21 protein-coding genes are annotated in these 22,603 nt (G+C 64.2%); 8 read left to right on the plus strand and 13 right to left on the minus strand.

Going from position 1 to position 22,603, the window contains the following annotated elements; genetic code table 11:
• Window positions 1-547: 547 nt before the first annotated feature.
• From RX330_RS27765 to RX330_RS27775, 3 genes are read left to right on the plus strand one after another with little or no spacing between them, the layout of a single operon-like run.
• A complete protein-coding gene (locus tag RX330_RS27765) occupies window positions 548-1,000 on the plus strand; it encodes a (2Fe-2S)-binding protein (RefSeq protein WP_212081837.1) in 453 nt (150 codons plus the stop codon).
• 1 nt (window position 1,001) lies between these two features.
• The gene (locus tag RX330_RS27770) at window positions 1,002-3,314 is read left to right on the plus strand and encodes a xanthine dehydrogenase family protein molybdopterin-binding subunit (protein WP_317240585.1); all 2,313 of its coding nucleotides are present in this window, start codon (window positions 1,002-1,004) and stop codon (window positions 3,312-3,314) included.
• A 54-nt stretch (window positions 3,315-3,368) separates the two neighbouring features.
• Entirely contained in the window at window positions 3,369-3,629 is a 261-nt protein-coding gene (locus tag RX330_RS27775; protein WP_212080990.1) for a hypothetical protein, read from the plus strand.
• 107 nt (window positions 3,630-3,736) lie between these two features.
• Here the strand turns inward: RX330_RS27775 and RX330_RS27780 are convergent, their stop codons facing one another.
• The 4 genes from RX330_RS27780 to RX330_RS27795 all read right to left on the minus strand — a co-directional run bounded on the left by RX330_RS27780 (window position 3,737) and on the right by RX330_RS27795 (window position 7,952).
• Window positions 3,737-5,461: a methanol/ethanol family PQQ-dependent dehydrogenase gene (locus RX330_RS27780; RefSeq protein WP_317240586.1), complete on the minus strand. Its 1,725-nt coding sequence runs from the start codon at window positions 5,459-5,461 to the stop codon at window positions 3,737-3,739.
• Window positions 5,462-5,591: 130 nt separating this feature from the next.
• A complete protein-coding gene (locus RX330_RS27785; RefSeq protein ID WP_317240587.1) occupies window positions 5,592-6,245 on the minus strand; it encodes a ubiquinol-cytochrome c reductase iron-sulfur subunit in 654 nt (217 codons plus the stop codon).
• 253 nt (window positions 6,246-6,498) lie between these two features.
• Window positions 6,499-6,963, minus strand: a complete 465-nt coding sequence (locus tag RX330_RS27790; protein ID WP_317240588.1) for a group III truncated hemoglobin — start codon at window positions 6,961-6,963, stop codon at window positions 6,499-6,501.
• Between the two features lie 137 nt (window positions 6,964-7,100).
• Window positions 7,101-7,952: a 3-hydroxybutyryl-CoA dehydrogenase gene (locus RX330_RS27795; RefSeq protein WP_212080986.1), complete on the minus strand. Its 852-nt coding sequence runs from the start codon at window positions 7,950-7,952 to the stop codon at window positions 7,101-7,103.
• Between the two features lie 315 nt (window positions 7,953-8,267).
• Here RX330_RS27795 and RX330_RS27800 point away from each other — a divergent pair, with 315 nt between their 5' ends.
• Window positions 8,268-8,966, plus strand: coding sequence for an ABC transporter permease (locus RX330_RS27800; protein ID WP_212080985.1), 699 nt, complete (start codon window positions 8,268-8,270; stop codon window positions 8,964-8,966).
• On the opposite strand, the gene RX330_RS27805 is transcribed toward RX330_RS27800, so the two are convergent.
• Entirely contained in the window at window positions 8,940-9,749 is an 810-nt protein-coding gene (locus RX330_RS27805; RefSeq protein ID WP_317240589.1) for a substrate-binding domain-containing protein, read from the minus strand. The two genes, RX330_RS27800 and RX330_RS27805, sit on opposite strands and share 27 nt — an antisense overlap.
• A 162-nt stretch (window positions 9,750-9,911) precedes the next feature.
• Between RX330_RS27805 and RX330_RS27810 the strand changes: the two genes are divergently transcribed.
• The 3 genes from RX330_RS27810 (at window position 9,912) to blaBJP (ending at window position 12,825) form a co-directional block, all read left to right on the plus strand.
• Window positions 9,912-10,202 carry a hypothetical protein gene (locus RX330_RS27810; protein WP_317240590.1) on the plus strand — a complete coding sequence of 97 codons (291 nt, stop codon included), beginning with the start codon at window positions 9,912-9,914 and terminating at the stop codon, window positions 10,200-10,202.
• A gap of 350 nt (window positions 10,203-10,552) precedes the next feature.
• Window positions 10,553-11,758 (plus strand): hypothetical protein, encoded by a 1,206-nt coding sequence (locus RX330_RS27815; RefSeq protein WP_317240591.1) that lies wholly within the window; start codon window positions 10,553-10,555, stop codon window positions 11,756-11,758.
• Between the two features lie 182 nt (window positions 11,759-11,940).
• Window positions 11,941-12,825, plus strand: coding sequence for a BJP family subclass B3 metallo-beta-lactamase (gene blaBJP / locus RX330_RS27820; protein ID WP_317240592.1), 885 nt, complete (start codon window positions 11,941-11,943; stop codon window positions 12,823-12,825).
• Window positions 12,826-13,360: 535 nt separating this feature from the next.
• On the opposite strand, the gene RX330_RS27825 is transcribed toward blaBJP, so the two are convergent.
• The 8 genes from RX330_RS27825 to RX330_RS27860 are packed head-to-tail and all read right to left on the minus strand — an operon-like array spanning window position 13,361 to window position 21,724.
• Window positions 13,361-14,080, minus strand: a complete 720-nt coding sequence (locus RX330_RS27825; protein WP_212080979.1) for an ABC transporter ATP-binding protein — start codon at window positions 14,078-14,080, stop codon at window positions 13,361-13,363.
• Entirely contained in the window at window positions 14,073-14,828 is a 756-nt protein-coding gene (locus RX330_RS27830) for an ABC transporter ATP-binding protein (RefSeq protein ID WP_212080978.1), read from the minus strand. Before RX330_RS27830 ends, RX330_RS27825 begins: the two co-directional genes overlap by 8 nt.
• Window positions 14,825-15,823, minus strand: coding sequence for a branched-chain amino acid ABC transporter permease (locus tag RX330_RS27835; protein ID WP_212080977.1), 999 nt, complete (start codon window positions 15,821-15,823; stop codon window positions 14,825-14,827). Before RX330_RS27835 ends, RX330_RS27830 begins: the two co-directional genes overlap by 4 nt.
• Complete coding sequence (locus tag RX330_RS27840) at window positions 15,820-16,695, minus strand: branched-chain amino acid ABC transporter permease (RefSeq protein ID WP_161966383.1); 876 nt, start codon at window positions 16,693-16,695, stop codon at window positions 15,820-15,822. The genes RX330_RS27835 and RX330_RS27840 overlap by 4 nt, the downstream gene beginning before the upstream one ends.
• Before the next feature lie 10 nt (window positions 16,696-16,705).
• Complete coding sequence (locus RX330_RS27845) at window positions 16,706-17,947, minus strand: ABC transporter substrate-binding protein (RefSeq protein ID WP_317240593.1); 1,242 nt, start codon at window positions 17,945-17,947, stop codon at window positions 16,706-16,708.
• Window positions 17,948-17,970: 23 nt separating this feature from the next.
• Entirely contained in the window at window positions 17,971-20,346 is a 2,376-nt protein-coding gene (locus RX330_RS27850; RefSeq protein WP_317240594.1) for a xanthine dehydrogenase family protein molybdopterin-binding subunit, read from the minus strand.
• The gene (locus RX330_RS27855) at window positions 20,343-20,867 is read right to left on the minus strand and encodes a (2Fe-2S)-binding protein (RefSeq protein WP_317240595.1); all 525 of its coding nucleotides are present in this window, start codon (window positions 20,865-20,867) and stop codon (window positions 20,343-20,345) included. Before RX330_RS27855 ends, RX330_RS27850 begins: the two co-directional genes overlap by 4 nt.
• On the minus strand, window positions 20,864-21,724 hold the full coding sequence (locus tag RX330_RS27860) for an FAD binding domain-containing protein (protein WP_317240596.1): 861 nt from the start codon (window positions 21,722-21,724) through the stop codon (window positions 20,864-20,866). The genes RX330_RS27855 and RX330_RS27860 overlap by 4 nt, the downstream gene beginning before the upstream one ends.
• Before the next feature lie 256 nt (window positions 21,725-21,980).
• On the opposite strand from RX330_RS27860, the gene RX330_RS27865 reads away from it, so the two are divergent.
• Window positions 21,981-22,601 (plus strand): TetR/AcrR family transcriptional regulator, encoded by a 621-nt coding sequence (locus tag RX330_RS27865; RefSeq protein ID WP_212080972.1) that lies wholly within the window; start codon window positions 21,981-21,983, stop codon window positions 22,599-22,601.
• Window positions 22,602-22,603: the final 2 nt, after the last annotated feature.

Below are 22,603 nucleotides of genomic sequence, written 5' to 3' on the forward strand. Positions count from 1 at the left end.
GCGATTGCAGCGATGCCGCCGCCTCCGCAACTTGCGCGTATACGAGGGTGACGAGCTCCCTCAGTCCTGGTCTTCTGAATGACTGCGCAGCGCCGCCACCTTCCGTCTTGAAGACCCGGCCCTGTGTTTCTCCCTCCCTCGACTGAGGCATCCTGCTTCGTCCGCGCAATCTTCTGGCGGACGAAGCTTTTTTCGTCCCCCTGGCTGCGACGAGCGCGGACGAGCGGCGCGATCACGCGCCCTGCTTTTGACAAATCATCGATGCAATCTTTTCCCGCTGAGAACACCCGGCTGTGAACGCCGGGACGGCGCGACCTCTGTTACGATCGCGTCGTCACGATGCCGCGCGAAATACAATCAATTAAGAACAAAAACGGGAGGTATCGAACACCCATCTGAACATCGAGATTCGCGTTCCTGCCTCGTGCCGGGATCTGCCCGTGCCGGATCGTGGGCCGGAATGTGACGAGACGACGCAACTGGCATTGCGCCGACTGGCGTCGGCCAGTTCTAAATTTGGCATACTTATGAAGAGTGAGGGATGATCATGATCAAGGTGAAGATCAACGGCCAGGAACAGAGCTGGGACGGCGACCCGGATCTCCCGCTACTCTGGTTCCTGCGCGACGAGGCCGGGTTGACCGGCACCAAATACGGCTGTGGCCAGGCCCTGTGCGGCGCCTGCACCGTCATCGTCGACAAGCAGGCGGTGCGCGCCTGCATCACGTCGGTCAACGACGTCGCCGGGCGTGAGATCACCACGATCGAAGGGCTGCATCCGACCGGCGATCATCCGGTGCAGAAAGCCTGGCGGCAGGTCAACGTGCCGCAATGCGGCTTCTGCCAGGCCGGCCAGATCATGCAGGCGGCAGCCCTCCTGATGGACAACCCGAAACCTTCGCACGACCAGATCCGCGAAGGGATGGCCGGCAACATCTGCCGTTGCGGCTGCTACCAGCGCATCGAGAACGCCGTCCATCTCGCATCGACGGGAGTGTGACATGAACTTCATCGACAACCCCAGCAAGCTTCGCGGCTTCGAAAAGAACATCAGGGTCGAGAAGGTCTCGCGCCGCAGCATCCTGAAGGGTCTCGGCATCACCGGCGGCTTCGTGCTCGCAGCCCCCGTGATGTCGCGCCAGGCGCTTGCCTATGAGACCGGTGCGGGAAAGATGCCGCACGGCGTCGTGGTCGATCCGCGCGTATTCGTTTCGGTCGCCCCGGACGGCATCGTGACCATCGTCGGGCATCGTTCGGAAATGGGCACCGGCGTGCGCACCAGCCTGCCGCTGATCGTGGCTGAGGAGATGGAGGCCGACTGGTCCAAGGTCAAGGTTCAGCAGGCCCACGGCGACGAGGTGAAGTTCGGCAATCAGGACACCGACGGCTCGCGCAGCACGCGGCACTATCTGATCCCGATGCGGCAGATCGGCGCCTCTGCCCGCACCATGCTGGAGCAGGCGGCTGCGAAGCGCTGGGGCGTACCGGCGACCGAGGTCAAGGCCGTCAATCACGAGGTCGTCCACAGCGCCAGCGGGCGTAAGCTCGGCTTCGGCGAGCTGGCTGCCGACGCAGCCAAGGAATCGGTGCCCAGCATCGAGGGCCTCAAGCTGAAGGACCCCAAGAACTTCCGCTATCTCGGCAAGGGCCAGATCGGCATCGTCGATCTCCACGACATCACCACCGGCAAGGCGCATTACGGCGCCGACGTGCGGCTGCCCGGCATGAAATATGCCGTGATCGCCCGCCCGCCTGTAACCGGCGGCAAGCTGGTCAAGTTCGAGCCGGAGGCGGCACTGAAAGTGCCCGGCGTCGAGAAGGTGATGCAGGTGCGCGGCTGGCCGTGGCCGTCCAAGTTCCAGCCGCTCGGCGGCGTCGCCGTGATCGCGCGCAACACCGGCGCGGCGATCAAGGGCCGCGATGCGCTGAAGCTGACTTGGGACGACGGTCCCAACGGCAAATACGACTCGGTCGCCTATCGCAAGGAGCTCGAGGAGGCCTCGCGCAAGCCCGGCCTCGTCCTGCGCAAGGAGGGCGATGCGGACGCCGCCTTGAAGAGCGCCGACAAGGTGATCGTCGGCGAATACTATCTTCCCCATCTCGCCCACGTCGCCATGGAGCCGCCGGTCGCAGTCGCCGACGTCAAGGGCGACAAGGCGGAGATCTGGGCGCCGGTGCAGAGTCCGGGCGGCACCCGCGAGGACGTCGCCAAGACGCTCGGCATTCCGGAGGCCAACGTGACGGTCAACGTCACGCTGCTGGGTGGCGGATTCGGGCGCAAGTCGAAATGCGACTTTGCGATCGAGGCCGCGCTGCTCTCGAAAGAGCTCGGAGCACCGGTGAAGGTGCAGTGGACGCGCGAGGACGACCTCCATAACGGCTTCCTGCATACGGTCTCGGTCGAGCGGATCGAGGCAGGTCTGGACAAGAGCGGCAAGGTGATCGCCTGGCGCCATCGCAGCGTGGCCCCCAGCATCGCCTCGACGTTCGCTGCCGGGACCGTACACCAGGCGCCCTTCGAGATCGGCATGGGCCTCGTCGACATGCCGTTCGAGATCGCCAACATCTCCTGCGAGAATCCGGAAGCTGCGGCGTTCACCCGCATCGGCTGGTTCCGCTCGGTCTCGAACATCCCGCGCGCCTTCGCGGTGCAATCGATGGTCAGCGAGATCGCGCAGGCGACCGGCCGCGACCAGAAGGAGACACTCCTCGCCCTGATTGGCAGCCCGCGCATCGTCAAGCCCGAGGTGAAGGATCTCTGGAACTACGGTGAGCCCCAGGACAGCTACCCGATCGATACCGCGCGTCTGCGCAAGGTGGTCGAGTTGGTGGCCGAGAAGGGTGAGTGGGGCCGGAAGGTGCCGAAGGGCCACGGTCTCGGCATCGCCGTGCACCGCAGCTTCGTCAGCTACATCGCGACCATCGTCGAGGTCGCGGTCGATGACAAGGGCAAGTTGACGGTGCCGCGGGTCGACACGGCGATCGATTGCGGTACCTATGTCAACCCCGAGCGAATCGCCTCGCAGATCGAGGGCGCCGCGATCATGGGGCTGAGCCTCGCCAAATACGGCGAGATCACCTTCAAGGACGGCAAGGTCCAACAGAAGAACTTCGACGACTTCCAGGTCGTCAGGATGGATGACTCCCCCGTGGTGACGAACGTCTACATCGTGCCGCCTGGGCCGGACACGCCGCCCAGCGGCGTCGGTGAGCCCGGCGTGCCGCCATTCGCACCCGCGCTGATCAACGCGATCTTCGCCGCGACGGGAAAACGTATCCGCTCGCTTCCGATCGGCAAGCAACTGGAGGCGTGAGACGGAACAGAAGCGGCCTCGCGCCGTTTCCATCGATCTGACAGGAGCAGATCGATGATCAACATCTCCAGGGCGCTCGCAGTCTCGTTGCTGTCGGGCGCCTTTCTTCTGACGGCCTCCGGCGCATTCGCGCAGAGCAATACGACGCCGCCGACCACGGCGACGCGCCCCACCGCGCCGGACCAGAACTCGCTTCCCAATGCCAGCGCCCCGCCCGCCTCGACCACCCAGACCACCGGGCAGCACAATCCGGATCCCAAGATTCGTGAGATGAACCAGAAGGAAAAGGACAAGGTCGAGCGCTCCGGGAAATAGGCTTGGCGCCTGCACGGCAAGGGCACATGCAGAAATGCGGCGGACGTTACCGTCCGCCGCATTCGCCACCCCCCTGCTGCTCCGCCTCTTTCGATCCGCCCGCGGAGCTATTTCTTCAGCGCGAATACCCAGACGACGCCGCCCTGCGGCACGTTGGCCTCGATACCGATATTGTTGGTCACGAGTGCATCCTGGATGCGCTGTGCGTCCACGCCCCAACCCGACTGGATCGCGATGTACTGCGTGCCGTCGATCTCATAGGACACCGGCATGCCAACGATGCCGGAGTTGGTCTTCTGTTCCCACAGAAGCTCGCCGGTCTTGGCGTGGAAGGCTCGGAAGTAGCGGTCGTTGGTGCCGCCGACGAAGACGAGATCGCCCGCCGTCGCCGTGACCGATCCGAACAGCTGCGACTTGGGGAAGTTGTGCTGCCAGACCTTCTTGCCCGTGACGGGGTCCCAGGCCTGGAGCTCGCCGAAATGATCCGCGCCCGGCCTCGTCGTCAGGCCGATGTCTTCCGGCTTGGTGCCAAGCCAGAGCTCGCCCGGCTTGAGCGGGAGCTTCTCGCCGGTGAACCCGCCGCAAAAGTTCTCATTGGCCGGCACGTAGACGAGGCCGGTCCTCTGGCTGTAGGCGGCTGACGGCCAGTCCTTGCCGCCCCACAGCGACGGACAGAACTCGACGCGCTTGCCGATCACCGGCTTGTGCGCGGGATCGACGATCGGCTTGCCGCTCTCGTCGATGCCCTTCCAGACGTCGGTGTAGACGAACGGCCAGCCGGCGACATAGTTGATCTTGGTCGGCGTCCGCTCGAGCACCCAGAAGATCGCGTCGCGTCCCGGATGGACCAGGCTCTTGATGTTGCGACCGTTGCGTTGCAGATCAATCAGCATCGGCGCATCGACCTCGTCCCAATCCCAGGAATCGTTCTGGTGGTATTGGAAATAGGTCTTGATCTTGCCGCTGTCGGGATCGAGCGCGAGCACCGATGCAGTATAGAGATTGTCGCCGGGATGGGTTTCGCCGGGCCATGGCGCCGCGTTGCCGATGCCCCAATAGATCGTCTTGGTCTCCTTGTCGTAATTGCCGGTCATCCAGGCCGACCCGCCGCCGTTCTTCCAGTCGTCGCCCTGCCAGGTATCGTGACCGGGCTCGCCTTCGCCGGGGATGGTGTAGGTCCGCCAAAGCTCCTTGCCGCTCTTTGCATCATAAGCCACGATATAGCCGCGTACGCCGAACTCACCGCCGGAGCCACCGACGATGACCTTGCCATCGACGATCAACGGCATCAGGGTCAAGTACTGACCCTTCCTGTAGTCCTGCACCTTGGTGTCCCACACCACCTTGCCGGTCTTGGCATCGAGCGCGACCACGTGGTCGTCCGTGGTGGCGAGGTAAAGCTTGTCTTCCCACAGGCCGACGCCCCGATTGGTCGGATGCAGCTGGAACAGATCGTCAGGGAGCTGCCGCTTGTAGCGCCAGTATTCGTCGCCGGTCTTCGCGTTCAGCGCGATCACCTGTCCCATCGGAGTCGTCACGAACATCGCGCCATTGTTGACGATCGGTGGCGCCTGATGGCCTTCGACCACACCGGTGGAAAAAGTCCAGACCGGCGTGAGGTTCTTCACGTTCGAGGTGTTGATCTGGTCGAGCGGGCTGTAGCCCTGCCCGTCATAGGTACGCCGATAGAGCATCCAGTTGTTTGGCTCCGGATTTTCCAGGCGCTGCGCCGAGACCGGAGAATAATTCTCGATCGGGCCGCACACGGCGGCGGTCGAGGCAAGACACGTAAAGGCGACGAAGCCGGACAGTAACCATTGCTTCCTGGTCATGGACGTTCCCCTTTTTCATCCGTTCGAATTCTTGTCGTGAATTCTTGTTTTGAATTCTTGTCGCTCGTCCCGTCGTCCGCCCATCGGCGGATGCGGCCTTTCCTGACGCGGGCACGGCCCGCACCGCCCGTCATCCTGGTTGCGCGCCACCTACCTTTCCGATGAAGTTGCCGGCGACGCTGAGCGAACCGTCAGCGAGCGCCAGCGGCAGCGCTGCGAGCCGTCGCGGCGCCGGTCCGAACACGACCTGCGCGCCGGCGCGAGGGTCGAATTCGGAGTTGTGGCACATGCACTTGAACACCTCCTTGTCGCCGACATCGCTCTTCACCCAAGCGGTGACAGGGCAGCCGGCATGAGCGCAGATCGCCGAATAAGCGATGATGCCGTCGACGGCGCGCGCGCGCGTTTTCTCGTCGAGTTCGGCGGGATCGAGCCTGATGATCAGGATCTCGTTGAGCCGCGAGGCGCTGCGCACCACCTGTGTCTTGGGATCCTTCGGCCAGGCATGCACCGGCGGTCCGCCAGCAGGCAGGTCGGCCGCGGTGATGAGCTTTCCTTCCTTGTCGCCTTCAGAGAAGACGAGCACATCGCCTTTCTGGGGCCGTTCGTCGGAGCCAGGCGGCTCCTCATTCGCGCGCGCATGCGCGGAACAACCTAGGCAGGCGGTGGTGGCGATTGCACCGAGCAGGACCGTTCGCCGCGTCTGCTCGTGGCAAGCGCCGGCTTCGGGTTCCGTGATGCTCTCGGATGATGAGGAATGGGTCGTGAGTGATGAGCGAGACATGCCACAAGCAGGCGCTGGAACTCTGCCGAAAAAAAGGCGAGGAGTTGGCGCCGCAGCGCATCAATATGGCTTTGCTCGCTTTGATTGAACAACGATGAACGCATTCAAACGTGTTTTCACAGTTTCAACGTTACGCCGCGCGACCGGCATGATAATTTTGCAGATCAGACCGATAACGCCGGAATTGGTGCAGCGCGCTCTCCGCCGCGCTGCGCAAATTATATCCGCATAGCTTGCGGGGCCGTCCGTCGCGTCAGGACCTGAGCACGTGACGCGGCGCGGCGATAGAACCGGCGACGGTTGCCGATGCCATTTCAAAACTGTCGGCGATGCGACGTGCCTTGTCGATGAACAGCGCAGCCGCCGGCGGTGGGCAGACCTCGCGCGCGGTCTGCTCGAACAGATCGAGCCAGCGGTCGAAATGATCGCCCACCAGGCTCAGCGGCAGATGTGCCCGCATCGGCGAGCCGTGATAACGGCCGCTCATCAGCACGACCGAGGACCAGAAATCCCTGAGCTTGGCCAGATGCTCGTCCCAGTCCTCTACCACCCCAAACACCGGCCCCAGCCGCGCATCTTCGCGCACGCGCCCGTAGAAGCGAGTGACGAGTTCCCCGATCATTTCCTCGGTGATCCCGGTTCGCTCGATCGCATCCTGGGTCAGCACGTTCCGCCGTGCGGCCGCCGCCTCGCGCTCGGCCTTCAATCGATCCGACATGTCCTTCGTTATCCGTTCCGTTGTTTCCGCGGGCCGCCCATTCGACATTGTCGGGCCAATTGCGCGCGGCATCTTTGTCGCAGCGCAAAGTGCGGAATCCGGCGGCGGACGCCAAAGGCCCGCCGCCGACGCCCTGGTCAGGCGCTATAGGTGTAGAAGCCCTGCCCGGTCTTGCGACCGAGATGGCCGGCATCGACCATCTCTTTCAGCAGTGGCGCTGGCCGATATTTAGGGTCGTTGAAGCCCTTGTAGAAGACCTCCATCACCGAAAGCATGGTGTCGAGCCCGACCAGGTCGGCCAGAGCCAGCGGCCCGATCGGATGGTTGCAGCCGAGCTTCATGCCGGCGTCGATTTCTTCCGCCGTCGCGATCCCCTCCTGAAGCGCGAAGATCGCCTCGTTGATCATCGGGCACAGGATGCGGTTGACGGCAAAGCCCGGGCTATTCTTCGCCGTGATCGCCACCTTGCCGACCCGCTGGGCGAAATCGAGCGCCTTGGCGTGAGTGTCGTCCGAGGTCTGCAAGCCGCGGATGAGCTCCAGGAGAGCCATGACCGGCACCGGGTTGAAGAAGTGCATGCCGATGAAACGGTCGGGACGGTCGGTCGCAGCGGCAAGCTTGGTGATCGAGATCGACGAGGTGTTGGTCGCCACCAGCGTGCGCGGCGACAAGGTGGCGCAGAGATCCTTCAGGATCTTGACCTTAAGCTCCTCGTTTTCGGTCGCGGCCTCGATCACCAGGTCGCAACCCGACAGCTTCGCCCGGTCGGTGGTGCCGGTGATGCGCTTGAGCGTCGCTTCGCGATCGGCCGCCGACATCTTCTCCTTCTTGACCAGGCGCTCGAGGCTGCCGCCGACGGTCGAAATCCCGCGATTCACGGCCGCATCGGAAATGTCGACCATCACGACCGAGAGCCCGGCTGCCGCGCAGATTTGCGCGATGCCGTTCCCCATGGTCCCTGCCCCGATGATGCCAACGGTCTGGATCATTGCCTCTTATCCTTCATCCTTGCGGCCCGCGCCGGCACGACACGGCCTGTTGTTCCTGCACCAGGGTCTAGCACCGCCAGCGGGCTGCTGCGACCTGATCCTGCCCCTTCCTTAAAGCATCCATAGCTGGAATAAAGCCGCCAGACGGGCTCCAAACGACGCCCTCAGACGCTCCAGAGGCCGGTTTTGAGACCTCGGCGCCCTCCGCCGTCCAGTCCTGATTTCCGCCCGCCACCCCGGGTCTTGATTTTGGCAGCCGCAACGTCGAGAACGTACATCGCGCGAGGCTCGCGGAAGGAAGTTGCCTGAGGCCGGATGAACGACTTTGCACGCTCCATCGGCTCCGCCCTCTCTCTGATCGCCGAGGCCGACGCCGAGCTGCTCGGCATCGTCGCATTGTCGGTGCGGGTCAGCCTGACCGCCAGCATCGCCGCGCTCCTGATCGGCGCACCGTTCGGAGCCCTGCTTGCGATCACCCGTTTCCGGGGACGTCAGGTTGTCATCATCCTCACCAATGCGCTGCTCGGCCTTCCGCCGGTCGTAGTGGGGCTCGCACTCTATCTCCTGCTGTCGCGGTCCGGCCCATTCGGGATGGCCGGACTGTTGTTCACGCCGGCCGCGATGGTGATCGCGCAGACCCTGCTGGCGACGCCGATCGTGGTGGCGCTGGTGCACCGGCCCGCGAGCCTGCTGTGGGCCGAGTATGGCGATCTGGCCCGGATCGACGGCCTCTCGGCCTTTCGCAGCATGGCGCTTTTGTTCGCGCTCGGCCGGACCTCGCTGCTGACGGCGTTTCTCGCGGCGTTCGGGCGCGCCATCGCCGAAGTCGGCGCCATCATCATCGTCGGCGGCAACGTCCGCGGCTTCACGCGCACGATGACGACCGCGATCGCGCTGGAGACCAGCAAGGGCGATCTGCCGCTGGCGCTCGGGCTCGGGCTGATCCTGCTCGCGCTCAGCGTGGCAGTGTCGACCATCGCCTTCCTGCTAGTGGGACGCGTTGGGGAAAAATAGCTGCTCGCCGCCGACCTTGTACCCGGCGATCGCCTCCTGCCCCTTCGACGAGACGAGCCAGTCGATGAAGGCCTGTCCATCCTTCACCTTCACGGTCGGATGCGTGGCGGGATTCACCAGCATGACGCCGTACTGGTTGAACAGCCGCTTGTCCCCTTCGGTCAGGACGGCGAGTTCGCCGCGGTTCTTGAACGACAGCCAGGTGCCGCGGTCCGACAGAAGATAGGCGTTCGACGACGAGGCCATGTTCAGCGCCGGACCCATGCCCTGGCCGATCTCCCGATACCAATCGTTCTTTACCGCGCCGAGGTCGACGCCCGCTTCCTTCCAAAGCCGGAGCTCGGCGGCATGCGTGCCGGACTTGTCGCCGCGCGAGATGAACAGCGCCCCCGCCGCCGCGATCTTGCGCAGCGCGTCCGCAACGTCCTTGCCGCCGGCGATCTTTGCGGGATCACTCTTCGGGCCGACGATGACGAAGTCGTTGTACATGACGTCGAAGCGCTTCACGCCCTGCCCTTCCGACATGAACTTGTCTTCGGCGGACCTGTCATGGACAAACACCACGTCGGCATCGCCGCGCCGCCCGATATCCAGCGCCTGGCCGGTGCCAACGGCGACGACCTTAACACCAATGCCCTCGGCCTTCGTGAACAGCGGCAGCAGATGGCCGAACAGGCCTGATTGCTCAGTCGACGTGGTCGAGGCGACCGTGATGGTGCGATCCTGCGCGAAGGCGATGGTGGACCAGAGCAGAACCGCTCCCAGGGTGGCAATCTTCCTCATGCGTCGTTCCTCAACCAACAATGACGATCCTGAATAGCCCCTGTCGATGAAATCGGGAACCCCCGACGTCAGACCGCATAGAGTTGAACGGGTGACTACAAAGCGGCAGGAACGTCGTTGGCGCAGGCGGATTGTCTGGGAATGTAAGTCAAGGAGAATCCAATGAAGAAGATCATCTTGGCATCCACATGCATCATGGCGCTTGCAACCGGTGGCGCCGTCGCTCAGACACAACCCGCGCCGAGCGCCTCAGGCCAAAGCGATGTCGGTCCCTCATCGCGAGGTCCCGCCACCAAGGGCATGACGACCGGACGTTCGTCGAACATGCAGAACGAGGCCAGCGACGGCAAGGGGGCGCAGCAACCATCGGCCGGCGGCACCAACACCAACAACATGGGCAGCCCGGCCGGCGGCGGCAGCGCCGGCTCCGGCTCGGGCTCGGGCGGGCGATAAGTCTGCAGCTCGGCCAGGAGCTCGCTGCACGCGTTCTCTCCGAGGCTCGCGAATCAGGCGCCGCATGCGGTGCTGCGAGTCTCGGATCGCGTTAGTAGAGTGGAGCACGCGCACGAGCGCGCTTGCAGTTGCAAGGTATCTTCCAGGATCCTGAACCCGAGCCAGCGTATCCATCACGGCACGGCCGCACTGTGTCGCGGTCACACGCACATGTGCGGATGTTCTGCAATTGATCTCACCTTGACAGAGATGTGACGACCGGGGCAGTTTTTCATATTGCTGACGAATCAGCGATTGCCTCACGCCGAGTACCTCTTGGACAACTCCTAGTGCTTTCGAGACTGATATCGTTGCTGCGCCGCATCCCCGCGGTGAAATGGGCATTCACCCGGCTTCGGCCCGTGCCGCATGGCGGCAGCATTGACGTCAACCCGCTCACCGCAGACATCTCGTCCGTCATCGCCGAAGGCATCGCGGCCGAGAACATCACGAAAGCCGCTCCGGCTCAAATCACCGATATCAGCGCAGTTTCGGCGCGCGACGACGTCGAGATCGCGTGCGCGACTCGGTCCGCCGAAGTTGACGTCGCCATCTCTGTCATGGCGGAGAGCCCGCCGGCAGCCCCAGCCGATGCCGGCGGCAGCGACGATTCTTCGCGGGAGACGCCGTCGGAGATCGAACCGGTCATCGTGGAGCGGGCTTCGGTCTCGACCATCCAGATCGAAATCGCGACAGCCGATGAATCCGTCGCCAGCGATGACCCGGCTATTGAAATCTCGACGAACGTCGAGGCCGTAGATCCGGACCCGGCCGCGGTCGGCGTCGTCAGCGAACCGACCGACGCTGGGTTCGTTGTCGCGGAGGAGGCATCGCCGTCGTCCGTCGGTGTCGAGAGCGCGCCGGATGCCGCCCGCGCTCTCGCCGTCAACGATGATAGTTCCCCTGCCGTCATGGTGGATGTTGAGGCGACCGTAGAGGAGCCGTGTGTCACGCTTGTCGGCAGCGAGGGGCTGGCAGAGCCATTCCCTGAGGCTCGTTTCCACAGCGATCCTTTCCCCGGCGCCATGGCGGCAACCGAGCCGGGTGCTGCGGACGTTGCTGCGCCCGTCACAGCGGTGGCCGCGGCGCAGAGTACCCCCGACACAGCCGGCGTCGCCACCGACATCGAGCCGGCTCTCGTGTCTCCCTCTGCCGAGAGCCTCAGCACGCCGAAAGGCCGCGCAAGGGCCGCAGAACCTGCCGATCGCACCGCGCTGATCCGGCAGCGCTGGGCGGAAACCGGGATCAGGATGTGGAATCCGCGGCTGCACGGCACCGGCGAGGCCACGCTGAACATTCAGGGAAGCGTTGGGCTGCTGCCACCCGCCCCCGGCGAGACGATGCCGCGCTACGACAAGCTGGAATTCAAGATGCTCGGCGGACAGATCGTCTGCGAGGGCGTTATCCTCGAGGCGCCCGGGCAGGCGAGCCGGCACAGTTTCACGCGGCTCGCGGAGCCCTCGAAAATCGAGCGCGCCCGCGAACCAGCGCAGGAACGCCAGGCCGCTCTCGCCTGATCCCTTTCTCCCGCGATCAACCTAAAGTGGCTTTCTGTCGACACGCTCTTGTTCCCGCGCGGCACGTAAATTTTCCTCATACGAAGCCGTTGCCCGTAACGCCGGCTGCAACGTAACCTGCGCGCGGTCGAGCCCCGACATCCGCCCGATCAGAACGACAAGAACACTATGGGAGGAAAACCATGAGAACATTCACGGCCGCGCTGTGCGCACTGGCATTGTTCGCGACGGGCGCGCAAGCACAGACCCTCAAGGCTTTCCTGGCGTCGGTCATGCAGAAGTGGACAGCACCTTTCGAGCCGTTCCAGCTCATCGGCAACATCTACTATGTCGGAACCGAAGGCATTGCCGTCTATGTCATCAAGACATCGCAGGGCCTGATCCTGATAGATACGGCAATGCCCCAGTCAACCGGCATGATCAAGGACAACATCGCCAAGCTCGGCTTCAAGGTTGCCGACATCAAGATCGTCCTCAACTCGCACGCGCATCTCGATCACACCGGCGGTTTTGCCGAGATCAAGAAGGAGACCGGTGCGCAGCTCGTGGCCGGCGAGCGCGACAAGCCTCTGCTGGAAGGCGGCTACTATCCCGGCGAAGAGAAGAACGAGGATCTCACCTTTCCCCCGGTGAAGGTCGACCGCACGGTGAAGGAAGGCGACAAGGTCACGCTCGGCGACGCTACCCTCACCGCACATGCAACGCCCGGCCATTCGCCCGGCTGCACGAGCTGGGAGATGACCGTTGGGGACGGCGACCAGAACCGCCAGGTGCTGTTCTTCTGCAGCGGCACGGTGGCCCTGAACAGGCTGGTCGGCCAGCCGACCTATCCGGGCATCGTCGACGACTACCGGGCGACCTACGTCAAGGCCAAGGCGATGAAGATCGACGTGCTGCTCGGGCCACACCCGGAGGTCTATGGCATGCAGGCCAAGCGAGCGCAGATGAAGGACGGCGCGCCGAATCCATTCGTCAAACCGGGCGAGCTTGCGACCTATGTGACCGGCCTGTCGGAAGAATTCGACAAGCAACTCGCCAAGCAGACCGCGGCGCTGGAAAAGAAGTAGCGGCGATCGGATTCGGCCTGGCACCTTTCCCGGACCGGGAGAGGTGCGGCAGGTCGTCAGTCCGACGCGCGTGGTTAGCAAAGCGTAGCGCGGCTTTGCAGAACTTTGCAGCCAAAGCGCTGCATTTGCGGCCCCTATCCTTAACGCCGCCTCACCAACGCACGGGCCCGAAATGTCCGCGGTAGCGTGCAACCTGCGCTGGCCCTTGGCGCACGATCGATCTAACGCGCCCTTTACCGCCACCATGCAAGATCGGCCGCGTTTTCAGGGGCTCGTATTTCAATGCCTGTTGCCGATTTGAAGTCTCACCTCGCCGCCGCAATGCGGCTGTTTCGCGTTCCGGCCGACAATCCGGATCTGATGCGGGCGCAGTTCGACGCTTTCGCGCCCAGCTCGACACCCTGCGCCGCCTGGGGTGCGACTTCATCCAGGGCTATTATTTCGCAAAACCCATGCCGGGCGATGCGATTGGCGACTATCTGGCGAAGGAGCAATTCCGCCTCGACGGCGCCGGGGCCAAGGTCGTGGCCTGAGGTCACACCGCGCAATAGCGCTCCTGGATGTCCTTGTCCGCGAGCAGCGCCGCGGCGCTGCTCTGATGCACCACCTCGCCCTGGTCGATGATCACGGCGCGATCGGCCAAGCGGAGCGCCCATTCGACGTTCTGCTCCACCAGCAACAGCGTCTTGCCCTCGTCACGCAGGCGGCGGAACAGCGCGCCCATCTCCTCGACCAGAACGGGCATGATGCCCTCCGAGGGCTCGTCGAGCAGGATCATTTTGGGCCTCGCAATCAACGCGCGCGCGATCGCCAGCATCTGTTGCTCGCCGCCGGAGAGCGTCACGCCCTCCTGGTCGAGGCGCTCCTTCAGGCGCGGAAAGGTCTCGGCGATCTCGTCGATCGCCGCCCGTTCCTCGATGCCGCTGCCGGCAGCGACGAGGCCGAGCCGGAGGTTCTCGCGCACGGACAGGCCCGGGACGATGCGACGCTCTTCGGGCACGTACGCGAGGCCGAGGTGGAAGCGCTGATGCGCACGCAATGGCAGGAGCTCCCTGCCCGCGAAGCGCACGCGGCCGGTCGCCTTCGGCATCAGACCCATCATCGCCCGCAAGGTTGTGGTCTTGCCGGCGCCGTTGCGGCCGACGAGAGCGACCACCTCGCCCTCCTTCACGTGCAGGGAAATGCCGTGGAGGATGTGGCTGGCACCATACCAGGCGTGCAGGTCCTCGATTTCGAGCAGTGCTGTCTCAGCCATAGCCTTCACTCTGTCCGAGATAGACCCGGCGGACGTCCGGATTACTCCTGATCTCGTCGGGCGCGCCGTCCGCGAGCAGGCGGCCGTGGTGCAGCACGACGACGCGCTTGGACAGGCCCAGCACCATCTTCATCTTGTGCTCGACCAGGAGCACGGTGCGTTTGTCGGCGAGGCGCTCCAGCAGCGCAACCATCTCCTTGGTCTCTTCGGGCCCCATGCCGGCGGTCGGCTCGTCGAGCAGCAGCAGTTCCGGCTCCGAGACCAGCGCGATCGCGATCTCCAGCGCCCGCTGTTGGCCATGCGCGAGGAACTTTGCCAGATCGCTGCGCTTGCCGAGCAATCCGACAGCCTCGAGCGCACCGTCAGCACGCGCATTCAGCTCGGACAGCCGGGTGCGGTTGCGCCAGATGTCGTAGCTCACGGACAGTGCCTGCGCCGCCACGCGGACGTTCTCGTGGACGGACAGGTCCGGAAAGATGTTCGTAATCTGATACGAGCGCGAAATGCCCCGATGGACGAAGCGGTGCTGTGGCAGGCCGTTGAGCTCGCGCCCCTTGAAATGGAGATTGCCCGACGTCGGAGTCAACGCACCGGAGAGAATGTTGAAGAATGTGCTCTTGCCAGCACCGTTCGGCCCGATGATCGAGGTGAGCTGGCCGGCTGCGAACGACACCGTGATGCCTTCGAGCGCGACGAAGCCGCCAAAGCGTTTGCCGATCCCTTCGGCGCGAAGCAACTCCTCGCTCACGGCCGCGCCTTTCCGACGCCGAGAGCGTCCAGCAGCGTTCCCCAGATGCCCTTGGGCAGGAATAGCACGAACAGGACGAAGATCGCGCCGACGAAGATCTGCCAATGCGGCGTCCAGAGCGAGATGACGTCCTCCAGGATCAGGAAGCTGGCCGCGCCGACGAAGGGCCCGAAGAAGCTGCGAGCGCCCCCGAGCAACACCATCATCACGATCATGCCCGAGGTCTGGTAGTGCAAGATGTCGAGCGGCACGATCGATAGATGCAGCGCCAGCATGCAGCCGCCGAGTGACGAGATCGCGCCCGACAGCATGAACACGAGCAGCTTGCTGCGTTCGACGTCATAGCCGCAGGCCCGCGCCCGCTGTTCGTTCTCGCGGATCGCCTCGATGACGGCCCCGAACGGCGAGTTGAGGATGCGCGACTGGAACCACATCGCCAGCGCCGCAAAGGCCATCAGTACGTAGTACTTGTTGACGGGGTCGAGGAAATTGACCTGAAGGCCGAACAGGCTGATGCGGTCGACGGTGAAGCCGCGCAGGCCGTTCTCGCCCCCGGTGAAGGAGGCCGCCTGAAGCGCGACGTAGTAGACGAGCTGCGCCAGCGCGAGCGTCACCATGGAGAAATAGATGCCGCGGGTGCGCGTCGAGATGATTCCAATCACCGCCGCGAGGCAGGTGCTGAGCAGTACGGCAAGCGCGACCGCGGCAAACCACGGCACGCCGTAGCGGCCGATCGCAATGCCGGTGAAGTACGCTCCCGCACCGAAGAACGCCGCCTGACCGAACGACAACAGCCCCGTGTAGCCAAACAGCAGGTTGTAGCCCATCACCACGATGCCGTAGATCAGGACGTTGACGGCCAGCGCCTTGGACGGCAGCAGCCAGGGCAATATGGCCAGAACGATGATCGAGAGCAGCACGCGGTGGTCGAGAATCCGGTCGAGCCCGCCCGACGCAGATTTGGCGAGAGCCTCGCCGCCAGAAGGGTGCGTCACGCTGTCCTCCCTCTCACGCCGAACAGGCCCTGCGGGCGGATCAGCAGCACTACCGCCATCAACGCGAACATGACGATGGTCGCCATCTCCGGCGCGAACAGCGCGACAAGGCTGATGGAAATGCCGACCATGAGGCCGGCCACAACCGCACCGACGATCGAGCCGAGGCCGCCAATCACGGTGACGACAAAGGCTTCGGCCAGCACCAGAGAGCCCATTTCCGGGTTGACGCTGCGCATCGGCCCCGCGAGCACGCCGCCCAGCGCGGCAAGCCCGACACCAAGTCCGAAGATCGCAAGCCAGACCCGGCCGATATCGACGCCGAGCACCTGCATGATTGTGGGATCGCGGGCGCCGGCGCGCACGATCAGGCCGACGCGGGTCTTCTCCAACGCCAGCCAGAGCGCCAGCAACACCACCGCCACGAGCGCGATGACGAACAGGCGGTAACGCGGGAAGAATCCGATGCCGAGATCGAGCACGCCGATCAGCTGCGGCGGGGTCGGAAACGGAATTCCGTCGCTCCCGAATACGATACGCACGCCCTCGACCAGGACATAGCTGAGGCCGAAAGTAAGCAGCAGCGGATCGTCGATCGAGCGCCCGTAGAGTCTGCGGATCAGGACGAACTCGATCAGCATGCCGAAGGCGCCGATCAGGATCGGCGCGAGCAACAGCCCCCACCAGAAGCTGCCGGTGAGCGATGCCAGATACAGTCCCGCATAGGCACCGATCATGAACAGCGCGCCATGGGCGAAGTTGACCACCCCGAGCATGCCGAACACGATCGTCAGCCCAAGCGCAGTGATCACCAGGACCGCCCCAAGGGCGATCCCGGAGAGAAGCTGCATGATGATCAGCGACAGGTCCATCGGTCAGGCTTCAGGTGGCGTGGCCGAGCTCGCTGCAACTGCGCAGCATGTCGTCCGAGCCTGCGGCGTTGGCGAGGATCGCGAACAAATCGTTGTCGCCCGCCATGGCCGACTTCTTCTTGGATTCCAGCACCAGCACCGACTGTACCGATTGATGGTCGCATTTGCGGTAGTGCTGCGGGCCCTTGGTCAGATCGTATTGCAGCTTTTCGAGCGCATCGACGACCTTGTCGGTGTCGGTGCCGCCCGCGGTCTGCATCGCGGCCAGCAACGATCCGACACCCGAATAGCCGTAGGCGCCGTAATCGGTCGGGATGGCGCCGCCATTGGCGGCCTTGAACGCGGCGTTGAACGCGGCTGCCGACTTACTCTGCGCCTCCAGGCCCCAGTAGTAATTGGCGCCGCCGACCACGCCCTCGAACACATCGGGGCCGACCGCGAGCCGCTGGTTGTGCAGGATGACGGGCACGACGATTTTCATCTGCTGCTTGACACCGAAATCCACCGCCTGCTTGATCGCATTGGCCTGGTCGCGACCGAAATTGGAGATGCAGAGCACGTCGGGCCGCATCGACATCAGGCGCGGCATGAAGGTGGAATAGTCGGCAGCGCCGAACGGATGCAGGATCTCGCCGACATTGTCCGCGCCGATCGCCGCCTGCGCGCGCTTGAAGCCGCGCAGCATTTCATGCCCGTAGGCATAGTCGGCGACGAGATGCGCAACTTTCATGCCTTTCTTCAGGGTCTGCCGCGCCACTGCCGCCGTCGTCATGTGCGGGTTGAGCGCCTCGTGGAAGGTGTACTTGCTGAAATCCTTGGCCTCGTTGATGGTGTCCGACTGGCTGATCGAGACGTAGATCACGCCGCGGGCGCGCGTGACCTCGTTGACCGCGAGTTGCACCGCGCTGGAGAGCGCGCCGACCACGGCATGAACCTTGTCCTTCTCGATCAGCTCGAGCGTGCGGGTCGCGGCCTCACCGGCGTTGAGCTTGTCGTCGCGTACCAAGAGGTCGACCTTGCGGCCGCCGATGCCGCCCTTGTCGTTGACGAGCTTCACCGCGAGCTCGGCACATTTGACCTGATCGCGCGCTTCCGCCGCGAAGGGGCCGGTGAGCGGGGTCGGAAAGCCGATGCGGATCGTCTCGTCGGCCGCGCGGCCGATCCGGGGCATGGCGAGCAAAGCTGCGCCGGCCGAAAGGCCGACGAGCGCGGTGCGGCGGGTTATTCTCGGGGTCGAGCCGGATTTGGGCATGGTTTCCTCCAATGGTCTTTTTTCTAGAATCGCTTCAGGGCTTTCAGAACTTTGGCAGGCGTGATCGGGATAGAATTGATCGTCGCATCGAACGGGGCGAGCGCGTCGTTGACGGCGTTGAGCACGGCAGCCGAGGCCGCGGCGGTGCCCGCTTCGCCGACACCCTTGGCGCCGAGCTCGGTGTCGGCGGTCGGCGTCTCGACATGGGCGATGACGATGTCCGGCATCTCCATTGCCATCGGAACAAGGTAATCGGCGAGCGAGCCGTTCATGAGCTGGCCGGTCTCGCTGTAGCGGCATTCCTCGAACAGTGCCGCGCCCAGCCCCTGCACGATACCGCCGCGAAGCTGCTCGTCGACCAGCATCGGATTGATGACGCGGCCACAATCCTCGACGATGAAATGCTTCAGGAGCTTGATGAAGCCGGTCTCGACGTCGACCTCCAGCGAGCAGCCCTGGATGCCGTTGGTGAAGGCAAACGGATAGCCCTGCGGCGCGAAATGATGGCTTACGGTGAGCTGCGCCTGTGTGCCCGGCGGAAGCGTGTCGGAGCGGAAATAGGCGATGCGCGCGATCTCGGAAATCGGCAGGCGCGTGTTGCGCGTCGCGGCGTCGACCACCTTGCCATCGACGATATCGAGTGCCGACGGCTGCTCCTGCAAGATGAGCGCGGCGATCTCCAGGATGTTGCGCTTGAGAGCGCGCGTGGCCTGCAGCGCGGTTTCCCCTCCGATGCCGGCGCCGCGGCAGGCCCAGGTGGCACCGCCATGCGGCGTCACCTCGGTATCGCCGGTGACGACCTTGACGTGCTCCTGCGCGAGGCCAAGCTGATCGGCAACGATCTGGCTGATGATCGCCTCGGTGCCCTGCCCCTGCTCAGTGACCGAGATCAGGCAACGCACCTCGCCCGACGGGGTCAGACTGACGATCGCGCCATCCTGTGACGAGATTCGCGCGCCACCGACGCCGTAGAAGGCGGGGCTGGGATTGGTGATCTCGACAAAGGTCGCAATACCAATGCCGCGATGAACACCGCGCTTTCGCAAATCCGCCTGCTCGGCACGCAAGCTGTCATAGTCCATGATTTCACGCAGCCGCTTCAGGCAAGCCTGATGCGACAATGCCTCGAAGCGGTATCCGGTTGGCGACGTCTGCGGATAGGCATGATCCGCAATCACGTTCTGCACGCGGATGGCGAAGGGATCGAGGCCAATCTTCGCGGCAGCCATGTCGACCAGCCGCTCGGTGACGGCGCAGGCGATGGGATGGCCGACGGCGCGATATTGGCTGGTCTGCACCTTGTTCTGGAAGATCACTTCAAGGGCAGCACGATAGTTCTTGAAACGATAGGGCGCGCCGATCAGGCGGATCACCTGGTTGCCCTCGACGACGCTGGTGCGCGGGTAGGTCGAGAACGCGCCGATCGCGGTCAAATCGAGCACGTCCATCGCCAGGATCTCGCCCTTGGCATCCAGCGCCATGCGGGCGCGCACGCGGTGGTCGCGGGCGTGGATATCGGAGACGAAGGATTCCATGCGATCAGCGACGTACTTCACGGGCCGGCCCAGCAGGATCGAGAGGCCCACCACCGCCATGTCCTCGTGATAGACATGCAGCTTCATCCCGAAGGAGCCGCCGATGTCAGTTGCGATCACGCGAACGCGGGCCTCGGCGATGCCATAATGCCGCGAATAGAGGTCCTGGAATTGGTACGGCGTTTGGGTGCCGTGATGCACGGTGAGCATGCCGGCAGAAGGATCGTAGTCGGCGACGATGGCGCGCGGCTCCAGCGTCACCGCGGTGTGGCGGCCGAAGGTGAACTCCTCTTCCACCACGTGGGCGGCATGCGCAAAGGCGTCATCGACAGTGCCGCTCTCGAGCTGGCTGCGGAAGCAGGTGTTATTCGCACTGCCGGGATTGACCAGCGCACTGCCGGCCTCTCGTGCGCCGTCAATGTCGACGACCACAGGAAGATCCTCGTAGTCGACCTCGATCAGTTCCAGCGCGTCCTCGGCGATCGCCCGGGTTTCAGCGACGACAGCGACCACGGCCTGCCCGGCCCAGACCACGCGATCCAGCGGCAGCGGCAGTTGCGGCGCGGAGGTCATGCCCTTGAAATGATCGAGCGTGCCGGTCCAAGGCGTGCAGATCTTGGCGAGCTCGGCGCCCGCGGCAACGAGATGCACGCCTTCGAGCGCGCGCGCCTCGTCGATATTGATCGAGACGATCCTCGCATGCGCATGCGGGCTGCGCAGGAACGCAGCATGGAGCATGCGTGGCAGCCTGAGATCGCTGACATAGCGCCCGCGCCCGGCGAGCAGGCGCTTTGCGTTGGGCCGCGGCACAGAGCGGCCGATATAGGAGTTCGGGCGGTCGATCGAGGTCAGCGGCGCACTCATGTCGCGCCTCCGCTTTCGCGGCGCGCTTTCGCCACAGCATCGATGGCGTCGATGATCGCCTCATAGCCGGTGCAGCGGCAGTAATTGCCCGAAAGTGCGTCGCGGATGTCCTCCCGACTCGGCTGCGTCGCTTGCGAGAGCAACTCCTGGGCATTGACCAACATGCCCGGCGTGCAGAAGCCGCATTGCAGCGCATTGCGGCGGTGGAACTCAGCCTGGAGGTCGGCGATCACTCCGCTCTCGGTCAGACCTTCGATCGTCTCAATCCTGGCGCCGTCGGCTTGCACCGCAAAGATCAAGCAGGAATGCGCGGCACGGCCGTCAATCTGCACCAGACAGGCGCCGCAGGCTCCCATCTCACAGCCCGCATGCGTACCGGTCAGCTCCAGCTTGTCGCGCAGACAATCGACCAGCGTCTCGCGCGGCGCGACCTCACAGGCGATCTTGCGGCCGTTGACGACCAGGCGAATGCGCACCGTCTCGTCGGTCTCGTCCAGCAGAGTTTCGTCGAAGCTGCTCATGCGCCCTCTCCGAGACGTCCGAGCAGGCGTCCCAGCAACACGCGCGCGAGATGCAGGCGCATCGCCGGAGGCACCTCGTCGCTGTCGGGCGGCGCGAGATCGCCTTCGAGCGCTCCTTGCGCGGCCGCGATGCGTTCCGCATCCAGCCTCGCGCCGATCAATGTGGCCTCAACCCCCTTCACCCGCGTTGGCGTATTTCCGACCGAGAAGAAAGAGATGCGGATGTCGTCGATACGCTCGTCGGTGCAGGTTGCGAGCATGCCGCACCCGACCAGCGCGTAATCCCCGCGCCGCCGCGCCAGCTCGTCGAAGGCAAAGCGCTGACCGACCTTGAACAGCGGAACGTAGATTGCGGTGATCAGCTCGCCAGCCTGCAACGCGGTCTCGAACAGGTCGATGAAGAAATTGTCGGCCTTGACGCGCCGGCGGCCGGAAGGGCCGGCGATCTCGACCTCGGCATCGAGCGCCAGCGTCATCGCCGGAAATTCGGAGGCGGGATCGGCGAGGGCAATGCTGCCCCCGAACGTGCCGCGGTTGCGGATGGCCGGATGCGCGACGAACGGCGCCGCCGCGTGCAGCAGCGGCGCAAACTCGGCGATCAACGGCTCGCTCAGCATCTCGCAATGGCGCGTCAGCGCGCCGATGCGCAAAGCATCGCCTTCGCGCCTGACACCGCGCAGTTCGTCAATGTGGGTGATGTCGATCAGCAGCCGCGTCGCCTGGAGCCGCAGCGACAGCGCCGGCACCAGGCTCTGGCCGCCGGCGATGAAACGCGCATCGTCGCCGGCACGCGCGTGAGCGTCGAGCGCCTGGTCGATTGTCGCAGCACGAAAATAGCTGAAAGCCCTCGCCTTCACTGCCGTTTCCTCGAGATACCTCGGCCCATCAGCCGGGGACGCCAGATTTGTAACCATCTGGTCTCAAAATCCTGACACGGCCCCCAAGGGTCGTCAACAGGAACTGACCATTTGGTCACAAAAGCACCTTGGGCTATGAAGGAAGCAAGGCGTGCGATTCAGCGACGAAATGGCCCGAAAAGCGCAGAGAACGGCGAAGCGACCGCCCCGCAAGGGGACCGAGACAGGCAGCAAGTCTGCGCCAAAGCGCCGCAACATGCGTGCCGCTGACCGCGAGCGCGCGATCGTGGACGAGGCGATCCGCTTCTTCGCCGAGCGCGGCTTCGAGGGTCAGACCCGCGAGCTCGCCAAGCGCATGGGCATCACGCATTCGGCGATCTATCGCCACTTCCCGAGCAAGGAAGCACTGATCGAGCGGGTCTATCAGGAGGTTTATCTCAGCCGCTGGTCACCCGATTGGGGACCGATGATCCGCGATCGTTCGTTGTCGCTGGAAGCGAGGCTGACACGCTTCTATCTCGACTATGTCGACCGCGTGTTCGAGTACAATTGGGTGCGGATCTTCGTGTTCTCCGGCATGAAGTCGTTCGGCATCACCAGCCGCTATCTCGACATCGTCAGACGCGAGATCATCGAGCCCGCGGCCGCCGAGCTGCGCCACGAGCTGAAGCTACCCGACGCAAAGGCTCACGCATTGAGTGAACGCGAGACCGAGCTGTTCTGGGGCCTGCACGGCCGCATCTTCTATCTGGCTATCCGCAAGTTCATCTACGAGACGCCGATTCCATCAGACCTCGACGCGATCGTCCGCGACGCCGTCCAGACATTCATGGACGGCGCGAAGACGACGATGCCGAGGCTTCTGGAGAGCGACTGAAG

The organism is Bradyrhizobium sp. NDS-1 (assembly GCF_032918005.1).
Lineage (GTDB): Bacteria > Pseudomonadota > Alphaproteobacteria > Rhizobiales > Xanthobacteraceae > Bradyrhizobium > Bradyrhizobium tunisiense.

Bases quoted from the DNA above. Each gene is read 5' to 3' on its own strand.
- RX330_RS27765 (WP_212081837.1), top strand. From the start codon at position 548: ATGATCAAGGTGAAGATCAACGGCCAGGAACAGAGCTGGGACGGCGAC.
- RX330_RS27770 (WP_317240585.1), top strand. From the start codon at position 1,002: ATGAACTTCATCGACAACCCCAGCAAGCTTCGCGGCTTCGAAAAGAAC.
- RX330_RS27775 (WP_212080990.1), top strand. From the start codon at position 3,369: ATGATCAACATCTCCAGGGCGCTCGCAGTCTCGTTGCTGTCGGGCGCC.
- RX330_RS27780 (WP_317240586.1), bottom strand. From the start codon at position 5,461: ATGACCAGGAAGCAATGGTTACTGTCCGGCTTCGTCGCCTTTACGTGT.
- RX330_RS27785 (WP_317240587.1), bottom strand. From the start codon at position 6,245: ATGTCTCGCTCATCACTCACGACCCATTCCTCATCATCCGAGAGCATC.
- RX330_RS27790 (WP_317240588.1), bottom strand. From the start codon at position 6,963: ATGTCGGATCGATTGAAGGCCGAGCGCGAGGCGGCGGCCGCACGGCGG.
- RX330_RS27795 (WP_212080986.1), bottom strand. From the start codon at position 7,952: ATGATCCAGACCGTTGGCATCATCGGGGCAGGGACCATGGGGAACGGC.
- RX330_RS27800 (WP_212080985.1), top strand. From the start codon at position 8,268: ATGAACGACTTTGCACGCTCCATCGGCTCCGCCCTCTCTCTGATCGCC.
- RX330_RS27805 (WP_317240589.1), bottom strand. From the start codon at position 9,749: ATGAGGAAGATTGCCACCCTGGGAGCGGTTCTGCTCTGGTCCACCATC.
- RX330_RS27810 (WP_317240590.1), top strand. From the start codon at position 9,912: ATGAAGAAGATCATCTTGGCATCCACATGCATCATGGCGCTTGCAACC.
- blaBJP (WP_317240592.1), top strand. From the start codon at position 11,941: ATGAGAACATTCACGGCCGCGCTGTGCGCACTGGCATTGTTCGCGACG.
- RX330_RS27825 (WP_212080979.1), bottom strand. From the start codon at position 14,080: ATGGCTGAGACAGCACTGCTCGAAATCGAGGACCTGCACGCCTGGTAT.
- RX330_RS27840 (WP_161966383.1), bottom strand. From the start codon at position 16,695: ATGGACCTGTCGCTGATCATCATGCAGCTTCTCTCCGGGATCGCCCTT.
- RX330_RS27845 (WP_317240593.1), bottom strand. From the start codon at position 17,947: ATGCCCAAATCCGGCTCGACCCCGAGAATAACCCGCCGCACCGCGCTC.
- RX330_RS27850 (WP_317240594.1), bottom strand. From the start codon at position 20,346: ATGAGTGCGCCGCTGACCTCGATCGACCGCCCGAACTCCTATATCGGC.
- RX330_RS27855 (WP_317240595.1), bottom strand. From the start codon at position 20,867: ATGAGCAGCTTCGACGAAACTCTGCTGGACGAGACCGACGAGACGGTG.
- RX330_RS27865 (WP_212080972.1), top strand. From the start codon at position 21,981: ATGCGTGCCGCTGACCGCGAGCGCGCGATCGTGGACGAGGCGATCCGC.